This window comes from Rhizobium pantanalense (genome assembly GCF_030182525.1).
In the GTDB taxonomy this organism is placed as follows: Bacteria; Pseudomonadota; Alphaproteobacteria; order Rhizobiales; family Rhizobiaceae; genus Rhizobium.
Genome location: NZ_JAQJCH010000004.1, coordinates 298901 through 313294, shown reverse-complemented (window position 1 = coordinate 313294; position 14394 = coordinate 298901). Strand labels below are relative to the sequence as shown.

Genomic DNA, 14394 nt, shown 5'->3' with positions numbered 1-14394 from the left:
CAGCAATATGGCACGGTCCAAGATGACTGGTGCAGCCGTTCGGTGCGATCAGTTGCCGGAATCGTCCGGATCGGGGTCCTTGACCTTGGTGAAGAGGCTCTTCAGTGCACTGGTCTTTGCCTTCGCCGCCTTGTTGGCCTTGATCGCCCGGGTCGCCGCCTTGGCCTGTTCCAGCATCATCTCGATCTGGATCTGCTGGATTTCGGTCAGACGCTCCCATTGGCGATTGAGGAGGTGGTCGACCTTTTCATGCAGGTGGCGGATTTCCAGTTCGGCCTTCAGGTTGACCTTATAGTCGTTGAGGGCGCGCAGGCGATCCTTCTCTTCCTGGCGGCGCTGGCTCATCATGATGATCGGCGCCTGCAGTGCCGCGATGGTCGACAAAACCAGGTTCAGCAGGATGAACGGATAGGCATCGAAGGCCTGCTTTTCGCCCATGACGAGATTGATGCCCATCCAGACGGCGAGAAACAGACAGAAGGAGATGATGAAGGTCCAGCTGCCGCCGAAGGACGCGACGCCATCCGCCATGCGGTCGCCGATCGAACGGTGGTCCTCATAGTCCTCTTCGATGTTTTCGGCCAGCGTATCATGCGTCTTCAGGCTTTCGACGACCTCGTCTTCGAGGTTGGAAAGCTCGCCGCGCTCTACCGTCAGCAGTTCGGCGATATACTGGGCGCGGTAATCGTCCATGACCTTGCGGCTGATATAGTCGTCGGCACGAAGCTCCGGGTGCTTCAGCCGCATGAAATCCGCGAGCGACGGGCGAAGATCGTCGACATGCACGGCATCTTTTTTCTTGAGCACCTGACCGGTGATGGCGTCGATCAGCTTGACGGACTTGGCCTTCGCCTGCGCTAGACTTTTGGTATAATCGTCCATCTCCACAACGGTTGGGCTTTCGCCCTCACCCGCGTCGAAATCGACGATACCTTCCGCCGGCTCAAAGGTCTTCGTTTCTGTCATCTAAGGGGGCCCTCTTTGACGCTTTTTCGCTCATGTAGCCAATAATGCGAACAGGAATATGACTGTTAAAAGACAATGGAAATTGCCGCCGATATAGACCGCAGCCGCCTATCCGCAACTTCCTCTTCTATTTGCTCCTATCGAACTTCTAGCGCCATTATCCTAAGCAACGGCAAACACGGTGCGCCGTTCCTGCAATCCTTCGCGTCTGTCTCGCCCGCCGCCCCGGAAAAGCAACCTTTCCGGGCGAATTCGCCACCGGTTTCGAAAGCGTTGCGTGTTTCTGCGGAAATTTCTACCGAATCGATCAGGTTTTGATTTTTCGCCCCCTTGACCAAGGCCTGCCGACTTCTATTTGCCGCGATGCAGCAGACATTCGCGAGAGCGAATAAATGTTAAGGTTTCAATGAATTATCGTCAGCGGGTTGGGGGCCTGCTGTCACGGATCTTTTAAATGCGTGGAAAGGATCGCTATGCACAATCCCCCGGCAGAAGACTTGGAGTCTATCGCCCGACAGGGTGGCCGATTCAAGCGAATGGCCGTCAGGATACCCACCTACCTGACCGATCTTAAGGAAAACCCGGCCTGGCTGCCGATGTTTCTGCTGGCCAGGACCCTGCCGTTTCGGCGCATCCATTGGCTGGCCACCAAGCAGCCCGTCAGGTTTCCCGTTTCCGGCTCCTCGATGTTTGCCGGCACCGAACGCAGCGCCGTCGTCAACGCTCTACGGACCGATGGCATCTATCCGAGCCTGATGCTGCCGGATCGTATTCATCGGGAAATCGCCGAATTCGCTGCCAACACCGCCTGCTTCGGCAATTTCAACCGGAAGCTCGAATTTGTCGCAGGCGAACATAAGGAAGCGGAGGCTCGCTTCGGACGGCCGATTCTGAGCGGACATTTTTTTGAGCGCTCGCTCGATTGCGAAGCCGTCATGGCGGTCCAGCGCGATCCGCTGCTGATCGACGTAGCCCGCCAATATCTCGGCGGCCAGGCCAAGGTGATCACCACCCGCATCTGGTGGAGCTTCCCAACCCAGGCTTCCGAAGCCGACCGGAGCCTTGCCTCGCTCGACAAATACCACTTCGATCTCGATGATTGGCGGATGCTGAAATTCTTCTTCAATCTCGTCGATGTGGATGAGGGCACTGGTCCGCATGTTTTCGTCAAAGGAAGCCACAGGCGCCGCCGGGTCCGTCATCAGCTGACCTTGCTTGTCGGGCATCCGGCAAACGAAGTGCTCGACTATTATGGCGAAGCGAATGCGCTGACGCTGACCGGAAAGGCCGGCTCCGGCTTCGTCGAAGATCCCTTCGGTTTCCATATGGGGACGGTTCCGACCCACAAGCCGCGGCTGATGATGGAGGTGGGCTTTGGCGTTTCGAAGCCGTCACGTCGCCGCTTTCATGGCGAACCCGTCCTGCGCTAGAGTAGGCCGTGCAAAAGCGCACAGCGGTTTTGCGACAACGACATGCGCGAATAGAGGGCGCATCTAGCTGGTATCACGGTGCGCCAATTGCAGGTGGCGCTCCCGTCTGCTCGGCGTTAGGCCGGGCGACTGAACCGCCTGGCAATCAGGTGGTCGAGCGCGATGCGGCCAGGCCCGCCGGCTATGATTACCAGAAAGCAGGTCGCCCATGTGCCATGCGTCGGCCAAGCATCGGGATAGACGAAGATCTCGATGACCAGGGTCATGCCGAGCAGCGCCAGTGCCGAGAAGCGGCTTGCCAATCCGATGACCAGCAGAAATGGGAAGAAGTGCTCGCTGAAGGCGGCGATATGGGCGGCGATCCAGGGATCGACCAGCGGCAGCTTGTATTCCGTCTGGAAGAGATAGACGGCATTGTCGGTCACGTGCCAGCCTTCCACCTTGGTCTGGCCGGATTGCCAGAAGACGGCGGCGATCGACAGCCGCGCAATGAGTGCGATCAGGTCATGGGGAATACGGTCGAGAAGCTTTAGGGCACCATAGAGCCTTTTGGGCATGGTTTCGCGTTCGGCCGGGGCGGCCGTCATCGTCTGATTCTGCATTTTGGTTCTCCCTGGCGTTCAGCGAATGGCCATGAAAGCGCCTGCCGTGAACGCACCGGCGAGGTTGGCGGAAAGATCGAAATTGGCGGCTTCAGCGAGAGCCGTCTCATAGGCCTGGCCAAGGGCGGCGCCCGAAAACAGCTCTTCCAGAAATGTTGCGCCGCCCGGCGGCAGGCGATGCACTTCGACGATCATCTGCGGGCGGATGACGAGGGCATCCTCGCCCGTCCAATCGTTTATATCTGCAAGCTCGATTTCGCCGGTGTTCATCGCCCAGATGGTGATGGCCGGATAGGCGGAACGTGCGACCGAGGCTGAAGGGTGCGGTACGAAAGTCAGCTCCGCAAGGCCTGCCGGCTCGATGGTCGCCATGAGTGCTGCATCAAGCGGTATAGCGTCGGCTGCGTGATAGGCTCGACCCCGCAGCGCCTCCAGCCGCATCACATCGGCCAGATAGGGAATTTCCTGCGCCGGCTCGAAACTCCCGGCGAAATCGGGGAAGTCATCGCCATAGGCAAGCAGCAGCGGCGAGCGCGGCGGATGCATGCGGATGAACTCATGCGCCATGGCGGCGAAGAATTCCTCGCCGACGATCCTTTCCGCAGCCGGAAAGCGCGAGGCGAGCGCACCGATCAGGCCGATGGCGACATTGTTGCGATAGACGCCGAAACGCCGCGCTGGCTGTCGGCCGTTCCAGGCCGTCAATCCATCGGGCACCGCGAGATCGGGATCGATGAGTGCTGCGGCGAATTTGCTTTGCGTGGCGAGAGACATCGATCCTTCCTCAGGCTGCTCTGCGTGCGGCAGCGCGCTTCAGGATGGCGTCGGTCGCTTCTACCTCGGCCCTCAGAACCGGCCATTCCGGCACGTCGTTATCCCATTCGACCAGGCTGGCCACTGGGCCGATCCGGTCGATCAGCTCGGCGTAAAGCGCCCAAACGGGATCTTTCACCGGCGTATCGTGGCTGTCGATCAAAAGCAGCGCACCGGCGTCGTCGACGGTTTCCGAATGGCCGCTCAGATGGATCTCGCGCACCCATTGCACCGGAAAGCGCTTGAGATAGGCGCGTGCGTCCATCTGGTGATTGGTGGCGGCGACGAAGACATTGTTGACGTCGAGCAGCAGGCCGCAGCCGGTGCGTCTGGAAACCTCGGCCAGAAATTCCGTTTCCTCGATCGTGCTCTCCTCGAAGAGCAGATAGGTAGCCGGATTCTCGAGTAGCATCTGGCGGCCGAGGATTGTCTGCACCTGATCGATATGAGTGCAGACCTGCGCGAGCGTCGCTTCGGTATAGGGCAGGGGCAGAAGATCGTTGAGAAAGGTCGTATCGTGGGTCGACCAGGCGAGGTGTTCCGAAAAACTCTCTGGCTCGTAGCGATCGCAGACGATCTTCAGGCGAGCGAGATGCTCCTTGTCCAGTGGCTGCATCGAGCCAATGGAGAGGCCGACGCCGTGGATGGAGATGGCATAATCCTCTCGCAGCCTGCCAAGTTGGGCATGTGGCGGACCGCCAGCACCCATATAGTTTTCCGCATGGACTTCGAAGAAGCCAATCGGCTGCGCGGTGCCATTGATTGCGGCAAAATGCTCCGGCTTGAAGCCGACGCCGGCGCGGCGGGGAAGTTCTGACGGTTTCATTGCAGGCCTCCGGGTGAGAGTAATTCCAGCAAAGTTACGAAGCGGTTTGTGTTCGGGAGGCAGGCGGCGCCGGATTAAACGATGCGCCGCCCACGTGTTCGCGCTGCCTTGTCAGACCGGGGCCGGCCCCTGCATCAGGGTGCCATGGCCGTTCGGCGTCTTGATCGTCTCGCAAGTTCCGGCGGGAACCAGCTTCCACGAGTTGCGCTGATAATCGACCTTCGACGTGCCGGCGCAGGTCGTGCCGGGACCGGCGGCGCAATCGTTCTGGCCCTTGAGGGCGACGCCGTAGCATTTTTCCTTGGCATCGGCGGCAGATGCTGTCGTCACACCGGCAACCAGCGTCACCGCCGTTGTGACCGATGCGGCCAGGGCGAGTGCGGACATCTTGCTCATGACAAACTCCTTACGAGAAATGGTTGACGATCAATCCGGTTTCGGATCAGGCCGGGGTCAGCGAGCCGTGGCCCTTCGGGGTCTTCATCGAGGTGCAGGTGCCCGTGGGAACGAGCTTGAAGGACATCTTGTCGTAGCTCATGGTCGACTTGCCGGCACAATCATGCTTGCCGGCGGCGCAATCGTTCTGGCCCTTGAGGGCGACGCCGTAGCATTTTTCCTTGGTATCGGCGGCCGAAGCGGGGACGGCGACGGATGCAAGTGCCGATGCGATCGAGCCAGCAATGGCCAGGGTGAGGATGCTGTTCTTCATGGATCTGTCTCCTAGATGGATGCGAGCCGTCATTGGCTTGCATCGAGGTCTACGGAGCGTCTCGAGCGGATGTTACAGCCGCATCGGAATTTTTTTCGAGATGCGTCACTTATATTGTGCCGGCTATCTGCTGCGGCGGGCGATAGCTGGGCAGGTATGGTGGTGAGGCTGACATGCGCATGGGTAGCAGACGCATCTTGCGAAGAACCTGCCATGGAGACGAAAGAGCTTGAAAAATAGTTGCTGTTGCCGGTAACGAAAGCCTGCGGTGCCGCGTAGAGGAGATGTCGGATGAATCATTCGGCGCGCGAAGAGGAATGGGCAGTCTGGATGCGTGCGGCCATCGGCGGCGATGCGCAGGCCTATCACCGTTTCCTCACCGCCGTGACGCCGCATCTGCGCGCCATGGCGCGGCGGCGCTGCGATCAGATGGGCGCGCCGGTAAGCGAGGCTGAGGATGTGGTGCAGGAAGTGCTGCTCGCCATCCATCTGAAGCGCGGCACGTGGGATCCATCCCGCCCGATCGGACCCTGGCTGTCGACGATCGTGCGCAACAAGCTGATCGACAGCCTGAGAAGGCGCGGGCGGCATATGAGCGTACCGATCGACGATGTGATCGATTTCCTGGAGGCGGAAGAGCATACCGACGCCTTGGACCGGTTCGATGTCGATCGTATGCTGGAGGTGCTGAGAGATCCGCAAAAGACGATCGTGCGCTCGATTTCCGTCGAGGGAACCAGCGTCCGGGAAACGGCAGACCGGCTGAAGATGACGGAAGGCGCGGTGCGCGTGGCGCTGCACCGCGCGCTGAAGGCGCTTGCGGCTTTGTATCGGAGTGAAACCAGTGAAAACCGATGACCTCATCAATCTTCTGGCGCAGGACGCGCCGGTCCGCATGCGGATCGGCAAGGCCCTGACCCTGGCGGTCGTCGCGGGTATCCTGATCAGCGGCGGTATCTTCTTCGCCGTGATCGGCTTTCGAACCGATATTGATACAGCGATGGAGACCGTCCGTTTTCTGTTCAAGTTCGTCGTGACCATCGCGCTTGCCGCAACAGCCTGCGCCGTGGTCTTCCGTATCGGACGGCCGGGCGCTTCGCTGCGCCTGTGGGGCTGGACACTGCTCTTGGCGCCCATCCTGCTCCTTGCCGCCGCCGCTGTTGAAATGGCCGTCATGCCGGCTGACAGCTGGAGTGCGCGGATGATCGGACACAATGCCCGCTTCTGCCTGACGCTCATCCCTCTGCTTTCGATCGGGCCGCTCGCCTGCTTTCTTTTCGCCCTACGCCAGGGCGCGCCGGAAAAGCCGGGCGCGGCCGGCGCCGTCGCCGGCCTTGCCGCCAGCGGCATCGCCGCGACCTTCTACGCCTCCAACTGCACGGACGACAGCCCGCTTTTCGTGCTGCTCTGGTATCCTATCGCGATCGCCATGGTGACGGCAGTCGGATATGTCCTCGGGAAACGCCTGTTGCGGTGGTGACGCGGCCGAACGCGTGATTTCGAAACCGCGAAATCGCTTCTAGGGCATGCGTTTCGGCCAATGATGCAGTATCGCGCGGAAAACCTTGTGGCAGCAGGCAGATTCCTGACCTATTATGTCTGAGTGAAAGCAACTTTCAAAAAATCGCATTTCCCTGTGTTAAAGTGTTTGCATCCGCGGCAAATTCGATTATAGAGGCCCTGCTTTCCCCGCAGGGGCACTTTACGGCCCGGCGGCTGTTGGGAAATAGTTCAATGGTAGAACAGCGGACTCTGACTCCGTTAATCTTGGTTCGAATCCAGGTTTCCCAGCCAATTTCAAATTTCCTGATTTGAATCAGCATTTTGGTTTGCCTCTTGTATTTGAGGCGGATATCCCTCTTCCTGTGATTGAAAATCTTTTCGAAGGAGTAACTACTCCTTGTCGTAAGATTTGATTTGTCTTGGATTCTTATCGCCAATTTACCTGTGTGCCTAAAATGGAATAGGCTTAGATGACGATATTGGTTTCGGGTGGGGCTGGTTTTATCGGCGGAAACTTTGTTCTCGATTGGCTTGAGCGTCACGACGAGATGGTGATCAATCTCGATAAGCTAACCTATGCCGGTAATCTGGATACGCTGAAGGCGCTGAAGAGCGACAGTCGTCATATGTTCGTGCGGGGCGATATTGGCGATCGCGAGCTGGTGAGCGATTTGCTGTCGATGCACAAGCCGCGGGCGGTGATCAATTTTGCGGCCGAGAGCCATGTCGACCGCTCCATTCATGGGCCAGGGGATTTCATTCAGACGAATATCGTCGGGACCTTCAATTTGCTGGAAGCGGTGCGCGGCTATTGGGATGGCTTGCCCGAAGACGAGAAGCAGCGCTTTCGCTTTCTGCATGTCTCGACTGACGAGGTCTACGGCACGCTCTCTAAGGATGATGAGCCGTTCAGTGAGCTCAACCGCTATGAGCCGAACAGTCCCTATTCCGCCAGCAAGGCTGCTTCTGATCATCTGGTACGTGCTTGGCATCATACCTATGGTCTGCCTGTGTTGACGACGAACTGCAGCAACAATTACGGGCCTCACCATTTTCCAGAAAAGCTGATCCCGCTGGTGATCCTGAATGCGCTTTCCGGCAAAGGCCTGCCGATCTACGGCGATGGCCAACAGATCCGCGACTGGCTCTACGTCAAGGATCATTGCAGCGCCATTCGCCGTGTGCTGGAAACCGGCACGGTTGGCGAGACCTATAACGTCGGTGGTTGGAACGAAAAGCCCAATCTTGATGTCGTGCAGACGATCTGTGCGATCCTCGATGAGCTTCGGCCCAAGGCTGACGGCAGTCGCTACAGCGATCAGATCACCTTTGTGAAGGACCGGCCCGGTCATGATCGCCGCTATGCGATCGATGCGCGCAAGCTCGAGCGCGAACTCGGCTGGAAGCCTGAAGAGACGTTCGAGACCGGTATTCGCAAGACGATCGAATGGTATCTGCAAAACCAGGACTGGGTTCGCAACGTCACCAGCGGCGCCTATCGCGAATGGGTCGGTAAGCAGTATGAGGTTGAGCTGTGAGTGCCATTCTGATCACCGGCGCCAAGGGACAAATCGGTTTCGAGCTGCAGCGTTCACTTGGGTCGCTAAGTGGCGTGACGGCATTAAACCGTGCCGAGATAGATCTCGCCAACGAAGCAAGCATCTTGGCGGTTCTTCGTGAGCACAAGCCACATATCATCGTCAATCCCGCCGCCTATACGGCGGTGGACCGGGCCGAGAGCGATAGAGAGCAGGCGATGGCGGTCAATGCCACCGCTCCGGGGATATTGGCGCGGTGGGCCGCCGATAACGGCGCCTTGTTGATCTATTACTCGACGGACTATGTCTTCGACGGCACGAAGGCCGATCCCTATGTCGAAGGCGATGCTGTCAATCCGCAGTCCGTCTATGGCGAAAGTAAATGGCTGGGCGAGGAGGCAGTGCGCGCCTCCGGTGTACAGCATGCCATTTTGCGCACCAGCTGGGTCTATGGTCATCACGGCAGCAATTTCCTGAAGACCATTCTTCGGCTGGCCGGCGAGAGAAGCGCGCTGAACATCGTTGCCGACCAGATCGGCGCACCGACCTCGGCGGCTTTAATCGCCGATGTCACACGCACGGTGGTCGAGCGCATGACGGCTTCGCGAGCTCCCGGCGACCTCTCGGGGACCTATCATCTCACGGCACAAGGCAGCACCTCCTGGTATGGCTATGCCGCCCATATCGTTCGTGAGGCATTGGCAGCAAACGTCAAGCTTGCAATGTCTCTCGATGCGCTGAAGCCAATATCGACAGCTGAATACCCGACCCCTGCCAAGCGTCCGGCCAATTCGCGGTTGGATTGTCGAAAGCTGATGGATCGCTTCGATGTTGCGCTTCCTCTCTGGCAGGAGGGTGTCGACGACGTTCTGGCAAGACTGCTGGCTGCGCGGAATTGAAAACCGTAATTTTTGCCAATGATTTCCGGCCATATCCTCCCGCCGGTGAGACAGAGGCAGATGCACTAAGGACGAGATGTAGGATCATGACGAAGGCGCGCAAAGGAATCATACTCGCCGGCGGATCAGGAACACGGCTCTATCCGCTGACGCTTGCGGTCAGCAAGCAGCTCCTGCCGATCTACGACAAGCCAATGATCTACTATCCGCTGACGACTTTGATGTTGGCGGGCATCCGCGAGATCCTCATCATCTCGACGCCGCAGGACACGCCTCGTTTCGAGCAGCTGCTTGGCGATGGCAGCCAATGGGGCATCAAGCTTGACTATGCCGTTCAGCTCAGCCCCGACGGTCTTGCCCAAGCCTTCCTGATCGGCGAAGCGTTTCTGGATGGCGCGCCGTCTGCTCTGGTTCTGGGAGACAACATCTTTTACGGGCATGATTTTACCCGATTGCTGCACGAGGCGAGCACCAAGGAAACGGGTGCGACTGTCTTTGCCTATCACGTTCAAGACTCGCATCGCTATGGCGTGGTCGAGTTCGATCAGAGCGGTCGGGCGATCAGCCTGGAGGAAAAGCCGAGAATGCCGAAGAGCAACTATGCGGTCACCGGTCTCTATTTCTATGATGAAAGCGTCGTCGATGTCGCGAAATCCATCCGACCGTCGCCGCGCGGCGAGTTGGAGATCACCGATGTCAATGTTCACTATCTGCAGGCCGGCCGGCTGGACGTGCAGACCATGGGCCGCGGCTATGCCTGGCTCGACACTGGAACGCATGAATCGATGCTGGAGGCCAGCCATTACATTGCTACAATCGAGAACCGCCAAGGCCTGAAGGTGGCCTGCCCCGAAGAGATCGCCTATCGCAGCGGCTGGATCAGTGCATCTGATGTCGAGGCGCTTGCCGATCCCCTGAAGAAGAATGCCTATGGGCAATATCTCCTTGGCATCTTGCGCGAGCAGATATTCTAATCGCTAAGGCGCGCTTTATGCCGCCGCATCTCCCTTGCAAACAATCTGAACAGGACAACGATGAAAGCCATCGATACCGTTATTCCCGATGTCAAGATTATCGAGCCGACGGTGTTTGCAGACGATCGCGGCTTCTTCTTCGAAAGCTTCAGCAAGGCGAAGTTCGAAGCAGCGATTGGACGAAGCGCCGATTTTGTGCAGGACAATCACAGCCGGTCGGGCAGGGGGGGCCTGCGCGGGCTGCACTATCAGCTGCCGCCGCATGCCCAGGCGAAGCTGGTGCGGGTGGTGGCCGGCGAAGTCTATGACGTTGCCGTCGACATCCGGAAATCCTCACCCACATTCGGCCAATGGGTCGGCGTTCTTCTGACTGCGGAAAACAAACGCCAGCTCTGGATCCCCGAAGGCTTTGCCCATGGCTTCCTGACATTGAGCGAGCAAGTCGAGTTTCTATACAAGACCACCAATTATTACGCGCCGGAGAGCGATCGCGGCATTCGCTGGGACGATCCACAAATCGGCATCGATTGGAAGGTGACCGAACCGCTCACGCTCTCCTCCAAGGATCAGCAGCAACCGTTATTGGCGGATGCCGAGCTATTCGATTGATACGGCTCGATATCAGACCCGGTTGTAATCGTCACTGAGCCTAATGATATCGTTCTCATCAAGCAGCTCGCCGTATTGAATTTCGATAAAAACCAACGGCTTATCTCCGGTGCACGAAACACGGTGTTTCGCCTTGAGCGGAATATCGACTGTATGCCCGACCTGTAGAACGTGTTTCCTTCCGTCAATCTCGGCAATACCATACCCCGAAACGGCGGTCCAACGCTCCGAACGGTGATTGTGATATTGCAGCGATAACCGCTCTCCCGGATTCACAACAATGCGTTTGACGACGTGGCTATCACCGATATCGAGCACATGCCATGTGCCCCAAGGGCGATGATCGTTGTCGCCAACCTTATAAAGACTTCCGGACTTCAATGAGTTTTCCTCTTCAACAAGCCGATCGGCAACCGCACGACCGAAAATACGCGCGCGATTAATTCAGTGGTGCCCGTAGAGCAAGGCTTTTCTGCTAATGGCCACAAAAGCACCTTATTGCATACTGTTATCCGACTTGCCTAAGCAAACCAGTTCAGATTAGTCGGCCGATTGTGTGGTCGAGGTCGATGCAGCCGGATTATACCGGCGATTGTTCTGGAGATTTCGAGGCTTCTGATGTTTTCTCCGAAAAAAACCATGCTCAAGGTGACGTAGCAATTGCTTTTCGATACAGGAGTGGAATGCGCGTTTTACATTTTTTCAAAACATATTGGCCCGACACATTTGGTGGCGTTGAACGGACCATTCACGCGATCGCCAAGGGTACCGCCAAATATGGCATAGAATCAGATGTTCTTTCACTTAGCAAAACACCGTTAGAAAGCAGCGTCGAATTCGATGGTCATATGGCGTATAAGGCTAAGCTCGACTTCGAATTCGCATCCACCGGTTTCTCGCGCGAGGTGTTTGAACGATTCCGGGAACTGAGCCGGAAGGCGGATATCGTCCACTACCACTTTCCGTGGCCGGTGATGGATATCGTCCATCTGACCGTCCCCCCCGGTAAGCCGACTGTCGTGACTTATCATTCCGATATCGTGAAGCAGAAGGTCTTGTTGCAATTCTACAAGCCGTTGATGTTTCGATTTCTGAAAGACGTCGACCGCATTGTTGCGACGTCGCCCAATTACCTGATGTCGAGTGATGTGCTGGAAAGGTTCAAATCCAAGACGGTGGTGATCCCGTTGGGCCTGGACGAGGCCGATTATCCGAAGGCAGATAAAGCGAGTGTAGCACGTTGGCGCGGTAGGCTTCCCAATCGCTTTCTCTTATTCGTCGGTGTTCTGAGATATTACAAGGGAGTTCATATCCTACTGGAGGCTGCGAAACGCAATGGCCTTGATATCGTGATCGTCGGCGGTGGGCCGATGGAGGCGGAACTGAAGCAGGCTGCTGGGCAAAATCTGCACAATGTCCATTTTCTCGGATCCTTGTCGGACAACGACAAGATCGCTTTGCTCGAACTTTGTGCGGCGTTTGTGTTTCCCTCGCCTCTTCGCTCCGAGGCCTTCGGACTTTCTCTGGTCGAAGCGGCAATGTTCGGCAAGCCGATGATTTCCTGTGAAATCGGCACGGGAACAAGCTATGTCAACTTGGACAGAGTGACTGGGTTCGTGGTGCCACCCAACGATGTGGATGCTCTGTCGAACGCTATGAACTCCATCTTGGATGACGAGCAAAAGACTGCCGCGCTGGGTGCTGCGGCGCGTGACCGCTATCTCGCGTGTTTTACGGCAGAGAAGATGTGTTCACAATATTATAGCCTCTATCGAGAATTGACGGGCTCCATTGTGAGCTGAACATTGCCCGTGCGTGAATCTTGTGTCTCCGCAGCCGGCTCAATACTATCGACGAAAATGCCTCCAATCCATATTACTCAATTTGCCTGTGGGTACGGTCCTCCTGGACCGCAAGCTCGGATTGGTCAGCCTAGAAGGTTTCAATTTAGACGATGTTTCGTAAAGCATTGATGCATATAACAAGAGGTTATTATATCGATTTCCCACAAGGGCTTTTGCGCCGATCGAGGATCGCATTCAGAGCAAAATTGCTCTTGGTCCTTATCATTAGGTCTTATACGGGCGAAATAGCGCTAAAAAATCAATAACCAAATCTAGCACGCTCTGTAGCGTTCCATGAACTTGGTGCGACCGCGGCTGCGGATACGGCAAGAATGGAGATGAAACGCGAAGAATGCGTTGGCAACGGCATTACGAGTCAAGCACGAAGAGCTGGTTCGGTTTGTCTAAAACAGTTTCGAGTGATTCGCTAAGTGGCTTTCCGCCTTGACTATGCCGCCGCCATTATCGGTGTCAGCGCGGTGAAGTAAGGCTGATCCGGCGTGTGCTGATCAAGCGCTGAAGGTGGGTGTCGGGTATCGCAAATGGTCACATAGCGATCATTGCCAACTCGGGCCTCGGAAACGGTTTTGTGCCGTGGAGATAGACTTCCTCGTATTGAACGATCGCCAGAGCCGCTCGACGAACTGTCCCGCCATGCCTCTGCTTCCATTGAGATAGCGATTTCCGCCTTCTTCAGCACCGCCGTGAAGTCTGCTAAGGTGAACTGCGGTCCCTGATCGGCATTTGATATTTCAGGTTTATCATATCGGGAAAGCGCTTCCTCGACCGCTTCCGCCAGGGGTACAGCACACCACCTACCGACACACAACATAAACCACCACCTTCTCCTCGATCGGCTACGTCTGAGAGTTGGGGATCTACGTGTGGTGCAACTGATCAAAGCAATTCTGGACGCCGGTGTTATGCCGGAAGGGCAATTCCTTCGGACAGACAACGGAACGCCCCAAGGCGGCATTCTGTCGCCTCTGCTTGCCAATATTGCGCTTAGCGTCATCGAAGAGCGATATGAACGATGGGTCCACCATCGGACAAAGCTCTATGATCGGCGCACGTGCAATGGCATGGCAGCCGCCTCAGCGCACGGAATAGGGACCGCAAGGCCGGTCGAACGGTCATGTTCCCGGTTCGCTACGCCGACGACTTCGTTATCCTCGTTTCGGGCTCGGCTTTGGCGCTGGATGCGGGCCAAGCGGCCTCATGCCGGGATGCGAGAGCTCGCACGTGCCAAAAAGCACAGCGAGCGACGCGCGTCTCGCGCCTCCGGCGTGAAGGGCGTACTGAGCAATATATCCTTGCTTGGACGCCTGTGTGCCGGTTCAGGCTGGGTTGGATGAAAACACCTGACTTCGCCATGTTCTTTGGAGAGCCGGATGTGTAACGAAAGACGCACGTCCGGTTCGGAAGGAGGTGTTGAGAAATCGGCGGTTGAAAGGCCGTACGGCGCTCGACACCTACCTTACGGTTCTGCCTGTTCTACAAGATTTTGGAGCGCGGATACTTTCCCTGGCCGACGGCGAAGGAGGGCGTTGCGCACCTGACGCAGGCGCAGCTTTCGATGCTGGTTGAGGGGATCGATTGGCGCCGCCCGGCGTGGACGTCAGCTCCCGGCCGAACGGGATAAAAGCTATATTTTGCAGGGGCATCCGAGGCTTAATGCTGG

16 protein-coding genes, 1 tRNA gene and 1 pseudogene are annotated in these 14394 nt (G+C 57.2%); 10 read left to right on the top strand and 8 right to left on the bottom strand.

Features of this window, described 5'->3' with window-relative positions; genetic code table 11:
• Window positions 1-48: 48 nt before the first annotated feature.
• Window positions 49-966 carry a DUF1003 domain-containing protein gene (locus tag PH558_RS13315; protein ID WP_285204838.1) on the bottom strand — a complete coding sequence of 306 codons (918 nt, stop codon included), beginning with the start codon at window positions 964-966 and terminating at the stop codon, window positions 49-51.
• A gap of 473 nt (window positions 967-1439) precedes the next feature.
• Between PH558_RS13315 and PH558_RS13310 the strand changes: the two genes are divergently transcribed.
• A complete protein-coding gene (locus tag PH558_RS13310; RefSeq protein ID WP_285204837.1) occupies window positions 1440-2396 on the top strand; it encodes a phytanoyl-CoA dioxygenase family protein in 957 nt (318 codons plus the stop codon).
• 116 nt (window positions 2397-2512) lie between these two features.
• Here the strand turns inward: PH558_RS13310 and PH558_RS13305 are convergent, their stop codons facing one another.
• The 5 genes from PH558_RS13305 to PH558_RS13285 all read right to left on the bottom strand — a co-directional run bounded on the left by PH558_RS13305 (window position 2513) and on the right by PH558_RS13285 (window position 5346).
• Complete coding sequence (locus PH558_RS13305; RefSeq protein ID WP_113408535.1) at window positions 2513-2998, bottom strand: DoxX family protein; 486 nt, start codon at window positions 2996-2998, stop codon at window positions 2513-2515.
• 18 nt (window positions 2999-3016) lie between these two features.
• Window positions 3017-3772, bottom strand: coding sequence for an HvfC/BufC N-terminal domain-containing protein (locus tag PH558_RS13300; RefSeq protein WP_285204835.1), 756 nt, complete (start codon window positions 3770-3772; stop codon window positions 3017-3019).
• Between the two features lie 10 nt (window positions 3773-3782).
• Window positions 3783-4637, bottom strand: a complete 855-nt coding sequence (bufB, locus tag PH558_RS13295) for an MNIO family bufferin maturase (protein ID WP_285204834.1) — start codon at window positions 4635-4637, stop codon at window positions 3783-3785.
• A gap of 111 nt (window positions 4638-4748) precedes the next feature.
• Window positions 4749-5033 carry a BufA1 family periplasmic bufferin-type metallophore gene (locus PH558_RS13290; protein WP_113408538.1) on the bottom strand — a complete coding sequence of 95 codons (285 nt, stop codon included), beginning with the start codon at window positions 5031-5033 and terminating at the stop codon, window positions 4749-4751.
• A 46-nt stretch (window positions 5034-5079) separates the two neighbouring features.
• Entirely contained in the window at window positions 5080-5346 is a 267-nt protein-coding gene (locus tag PH558_RS13285) for a BufA1 family periplasmic bufferin-type metallophore (protein WP_092718462.1), read from the bottom strand.
• Window positions 5347-5637: 291 nt separating this feature from the next.
• Between PH558_RS13285 and PH558_RS13280 the strand changes: the two genes are divergently transcribed.
• The 7 genes from PH558_RS13280 to rfbC all read left to right on the top strand — a co-directional run bounded on the left by PH558_RS13280 (window position 5638) and on the right by rfbC (window position 10869).
• A complete protein-coding gene (locus PH558_RS13280) occupies window positions 5638-6204 on the top strand; it encodes a sigma-70 family RNA polymerase sigma factor (protein WP_285204833.1) in 567 nt (188 codons plus the stop codon).
• The gene (locus PH558_RS13275; protein WP_285204832.1) at window positions 6191-6826 is read left to right on the top strand and encodes an NrsF family protein; all 636 of its coding nucleotides are present in this window, start codon (window positions 6191-6193) and stop codon (window positions 6824-6826) included. The genes PH558_RS13280 and PH558_RS13275 overlap by 14 nt, the downstream gene beginning before the upstream one ends.
• 240 nt (window positions 6827-7066) lie before the next feature.
• A tRNA-Gln gene (locus tag PH558_RS13270) sits at window positions 7067-7140 on the top strand.
• A 179-nt stretch (window positions 7141-7319) separates the two neighbouring features.
• On the top strand, window positions 7320-8387 hold the full coding sequence (gene rfbB / locus PH558_RS13265) for a dTDP-glucose 4,6-dehydratase (RefSeq protein ID WP_285204829.1): 1068 nt from the start codon (window positions 7320-7322) through the stop codon (window positions 8385-8387).
• Window positions 8384-9286 carry a dTDP-4-dehydrorhamnose reductase gene (gene rfbD / locus PH558_RS13260; RefSeq protein WP_285204828.1) on the top strand — a complete coding sequence of 301 codons (903 nt, stop codon included), beginning with the start codon at window positions 8384-8386 and terminating at the stop codon, window positions 9284-9286. The genes rfbB and rfbD overlap by 4 nt, the downstream gene beginning before the upstream one ends.
• Window positions 9287-9372: 86 nt before the next feature.
• Window positions 9373-10260, top strand: a complete 888-nt coding sequence (gene rfbA / locus PH558_RS13255) for a glucose-1-phosphate thymidylyltransferase RfbA (RefSeq protein WP_285204826.1) — start codon at window positions 9373-9375, stop codon at window positions 10258-10260.
• A gap of 60 nt (window positions 10261-10320) precedes the next feature.
• Window positions 10321-10869, top strand: coding sequence for a dTDP-4-dehydrorhamnose 3,5-epimerase (gene rfbC, locus PH558_RS13250; protein WP_285204824.1), 549 nt, complete (start codon window positions 10321-10323; stop codon window positions 10867-10869).
• A 12-nt stretch (window positions 10870-10881) separates the two neighbouring features.
• Here rfbC and PH558_RS13245 read toward each other — a convergent pair whose 3' ends face one another.
• Window positions 10882-11250 (bottom strand): phosphomannose isomerase type II C-terminal cupin domain, encoded by a 369-nt coding sequence (locus PH558_RS13245; RefSeq protein ID WP_285204823.1) that lies wholly within the window; start codon window positions 11248-11250, stop codon window positions 10882-10884.
• 302 nt (window positions 11251-11552) lie between these two features.
• Between PH558_RS13245 and PH558_RS13240 the strand changes: the two genes are divergently transcribed.
• Window positions 11553-12671, top strand: a complete 1119-nt coding sequence (locus tag PH558_RS13240; RefSeq protein WP_285205021.1) for a glycosyltransferase family 4 protein — start codon at window positions 11553-11555, stop codon at window positions 12669-12671.
• Window positions 12672-13161: 490 nt separating this feature from the next.
• Here the strand turns inward: PH558_RS13240 and PH558_RS13235 are convergent.
• Window positions 13162-13506 (bottom strand): annotated as a pseudogene (locus tag PH558_RS13235) (IS3 family transposase); the annotation flags it as partial.
• A gap of 696 nt (window positions 13507-14202) precedes the next feature.
• Between PH558_RS13235 and tnpB the strand changes: the two are divergent.
• A complete protein-coding gene (tnpB, locus tag PH558_RS13230; RefSeq protein WP_285205020.1) occupies window positions 14203-14355 on the top strand; it encodes an IS66 family insertion sequence element accessory protein TnpB in 153 nt (50 codons plus the stop codon).
• Window positions 14356-14394 lie beyond the last annotated feature (39 nt).

Coding starts and splice junctions, on each gene's coding strand:
- bufB (WP_285204834.1), bottom strand. CDS start 4,637: ATGAAACCGTCAGAACTTCCCCGCCGCGCCGGCGTCGGCTTCAAGCCG.
- PH558_RS13240 (WP_285205021.1), top strand. CDS start 11,553: ATGCGCGTTTTACATTTTTTCAAAACATATTGGCCCGACACATTTGGT.
- rfbC (WP_285204824.1), top strand. CDS start 10,321: ATGAAAGCCATCGATACCGTTATTCCCGATGTCAAGATTATCGAGCCG.
- rfbB (WP_285204829.1), top strand. CDS start 7,320: ATGACGATATTGGTTTCGGGTGGGGCTGGTTTTATCGGCGGAAACTTT.
- PH558_RS13305 (WP_113408535.1), bottom strand. CDS start 2,998: ATGCAGAATCAGACGATGACGGCCGCCCCGGCCGAACGCGAAACCATG.
- PH558_RS13315 (WP_285204838.1), bottom strand. CDS start 966: ATGACAGAAACGAAGACCTTTGAGCCGGCGGAAGGTATCGTCGATTTC.
- PH558_RS13285 (WP_092718462.1), bottom strand. CDS start 5,346: ATGAAGAACAGCATCCTCACCCTGGCCATTGCTGGCTCGATCGCATCG.
- PH558_RS13290 (WP_113408538.1), bottom strand. CDS start 5,033: ATGAGCAAGATGTCCGCACTCGCCCTGGCCGCATCGGTCACAACGGCG.
- PH558_RS13310 (WP_285204837.1), top strand. CDS start 1,440: ATGCACAATCCCCCGGCAGAAGACTTGGAGTCTATCGCCCGACAGGGT.
- rfbA (WP_285204826.1), top strand. CDS start 9,373: ATGACGAAGGCGCGCAAAGGAATCATACTCGCCGGCGGATCAGGAACA.
- PH558_RS13280 (WP_285204833.1), top strand. CDS start 5,638: ATGAATCATTCGGCGCGCGAAGAGGAATGGGCAGTCTGGATGCGTGCG.
- PH558_RS13300 (WP_285204835.1), bottom strand. CDS start 3,772: ATGTCTCTCGCCACGCAAAGCAAATTCGCCGCAGCACTCATCGATCCC.